The 3386-nt window shown below is 38.8% G+C and carries 1 protein-coding gene; it reads left to right on the top strand.

Annotated elements, in window-relative coordinates:
• Positions 1–3386: surface layer protein SapB11 (locus Q0200_RS02220; RefSeq protein WP_297937202.1), on the top strand; the 3386-nt coding region annotated here is incomplete at both ends.

The following is a 3386-nucleotide window of genomic DNA, read 5'->3' on the forward strand; positions in this document are numbered from 1 at the left end:
CCTTAATGGCAGTAACACAAGCACAAGTTGCACAGCTTTACGTAGCGTTATTTAACCGTGCCCCGGAAGGTGCAGGCTTTAACGCATGGGTGGCGGCAGGAGCCAATAAAACTCAAGCACAGCTAGCCCAGCTAATGCTGGAGTCCCCTGCGGCTTTAGCGTACTATGGTAATACGATAGATACCGATAAAGGCTACATCGAAACGATATATAAAAACATCTTAGGCAAAGATTACAGCCAAGATCCAAACGGTATCGATTCATGGGTTCTTCACCTACAACTAGGTCACAGTAGAGGCGAAACTCTAGTTAAATTATTTGAAGTAGCTACATCTGCATTAGCGAAAGCGGCAGATCCGGTGGCGGCTAAAATTTTCGAGAACAAAACTGCTTTGTCTGCTTATATGGCTGAAAAAATACCAAATATTCAAACAGATAGTTTAGGCAACTATGATTACGCTATATTCCAAGAGATTATTAGAACCACTACGGCTACAAACTTTGATGAGCAAAAAGCAAAAATAGATGCATTAGCAAGCGCTACCGTGCATACTTTGACAAATGGTGCAGAAACGTTGACTGGCGGCGTGGGTGTTGATATATATAGCGCCGTCGCTAGCTCATTTGCAGATAGAAACACTTTAAGCGTTGAGGATAAGATAGACGGCGGAGCCGGTAATGATATGTTAAACGTTAAAATAGATGATAGTTTTACCGGTTTTACAACGGGATATGTTAAAAACGTAGAAGCGTTAAATTTAGCAAATACTTCAAACACTCAAAGGGTGTTTAATGCGGACAAAGTAGAGGGCTTGCAGTCTGTATCTACACACGGAACAAATGGCGTTAGGGTAACAAATTTATCTAATATCGTTGATTTAACCGTAATAGATCAAAAAGACTCTACCGAGGTAGGTATCGCTTACAATACCGAATTAGTAAAAGGTAAGAATGATTCACAAAATTTGACCTTAAATAATGTAGGTAGAGCTACTCCTGATACAGAAAACGATAGCCATAAAAATTCTCTTAAAGTCAAATTTAATGGTATTGAAACACTAAATATAACAACTAGAGAAAAGGCTAGCTATATAAAAGATGTAGAAAACAAATTTATCACTGTAAAAGGCGAAGCGGATTTAACCATATCCACTAAAGACAAAGATATTGATACTAAAGATTTTGTAAATAGTCTTGACGCATCTGCTCTTACTGGAAATTTGACCGCCGATCTAACCGAATCAGCCTACTATACTAGTATCAAAAGCGGTAACGGCAATGATACGATAAAAGTAGGAAAACTTGAGTCCAACTCTGTTTCTATAGACATGGGCGCTGGCAATGATACTCTTCAGATAGAAAAAGTAAGTTCGCTAAAGCAAATCCAACTAAAGGGTGTCGATAGTATCGAAATCTTTGATAAAAATGATAACGTGAGCGCTCTAGACTTAACAGGACAAACTGATGTCAAGAGTCTAACGGTCGGTCAACTCAATGAAACGTTGGTTATTACAAGCTCTAGCATAAAAACTGTAAATTTAACAGACAAAGTGGATGCGAAAGCTACTAGCGTAGGAAACGGCCACGGCGTGTTGCATATAAACGACAATCTTGTCGATACCGTCAACTATGCTATAGAGGGCACGACTATGCCTAAGGCTATAATCGGTAAAGTAAGAGTTTCTGAGTCTAAAAATCTTACTGTTAATTTAGATAAATCGGTTATAACTACAAATGGCGACCTAACAAATAATGCAGCTAGCGTTATCGAGGCGCCAAAAGCTACTACAATCAACGTGAATGTAAATATGGTTGAAAATTCGGGCCTTGCCCTAAGAAATATTCACGAGCTTAAGACCATAAATCTAACAAACAATAATCCTAAGAAATTTACTTTCGATATCCACGAGGATGCGAGAGTGAAAACTCTAAACATAGCTACATTGGGTGCCCTTGATGTCTTGGATAAAGGACTACAATACGTATCTGAGATAAATGTAAAAGGTTTAGCTAATATGCCTGTAGCAAGCTTAGTCGAGCTTCATAATCTTGGAGCGACAGATTCTGAAAACGGTATTAAGCTAAGCGTAAACGATCTTGTTACCGTCTATCAAGGCTCTAGCCGCGTAACAGCTTTAAAAGTCGGTGACGTAACTACGAAAAAATCGACAAATGCCGGAGCAAATTTCAACTTTAAAAATGTTACAAACGATATCGAAGTAAATAAATTTGACGTAGGCGGCGAGATAACTTTCGTTGCTAATAAAATCGGTAACGTTAAAATAGCAGACGAAATCAAATCTAAAAACAGCGGCGCTACCTTTGACATTAGCGATTCTAGATTTAATGTTGACATAGCCAACAATATAGATGTTAAGAATGATTTGAACTTCACAGCCAAAGGCGTAACGGGTCAAGTATTGATTTCTAATATAAAGGCTGAGAATGTAAATATCAACCTAAGCAGCATCAAGGGTCAAAACGCACCAAGCGCCGTAAATATAGGAAATATGAATGCTGATCACGTTAAAAATGTAAATATTACGCTAAAAGACGTATTCAAAGATGTTACTGTTGGGGCCCTAGATCTAAAAAGCGCTGCCGTTATAGATGGCAAGATAAAAGTAAAAGATAGCACAAGTATAAACATCGACGCCGGAAACACAAAGGGCATCGTTAATCTTGGCGCTACAGGTTCTGTAAGTGCCGATAGCGTAACCGTAGATCTAAGTAAAACCATAGGCGCAAATGTGTTTAATAGTATTGTGGCGGATACGGTAGTCTATAAAGGCTCTACTCAAACTCCGCTTTCGACAGATGTTAACATCACTATGAAGCAAGATATCAATTCAAAAGATTTCGTTGCCAATATTACTACGTCTGCTCAGGCTGATAAGTTGGTTGTTAGTGCCGCTGCTAAATTTTCGCTTGTTAACGGTACTGAAAGCGTCGAAGGTAAGGACCTAAAAACAGCTACTATCTCGGGCGATATGGGCACTGGTAACGACGAGTATACGTTTAACGATACCAATGCTGAAAAATTAACAAAGATTGACTTTAGCGGCTTAAAAAATGTAGAAAAAGGTACTATTACAAACACGGCAAGTAAAGTTGTTGAGATTATTAAAGCTACTGATGGAGATGACACGATTACTTTGGCTGGCGATCAAAAAGCTACAAAAATTTCAATCGATGCCGGTGAAGGCAATAATACTATCAAGACTGGAAGCTTCTTGACGTCAGGTAGTGCGGATATAGATCCAAAAGGTCAAACTATAACTATCAATAGTGGCGCAGGCAATGACACGTTCGATGTTAGTGCTTCAACTATCGTTGGAGCATTCGATAGCGCTAATGAGTCTCACACTAGACTTGTAAATATAGAA

The sequence above is a fragment of the uncultured Campylobacter sp. genome, assembly GCF_938045225.1.
Lineage (GTDB): Bacteria > Campylobacterota > Campylobacteria > Campylobacterales > Campylobacteraceae > Campylobacter_A.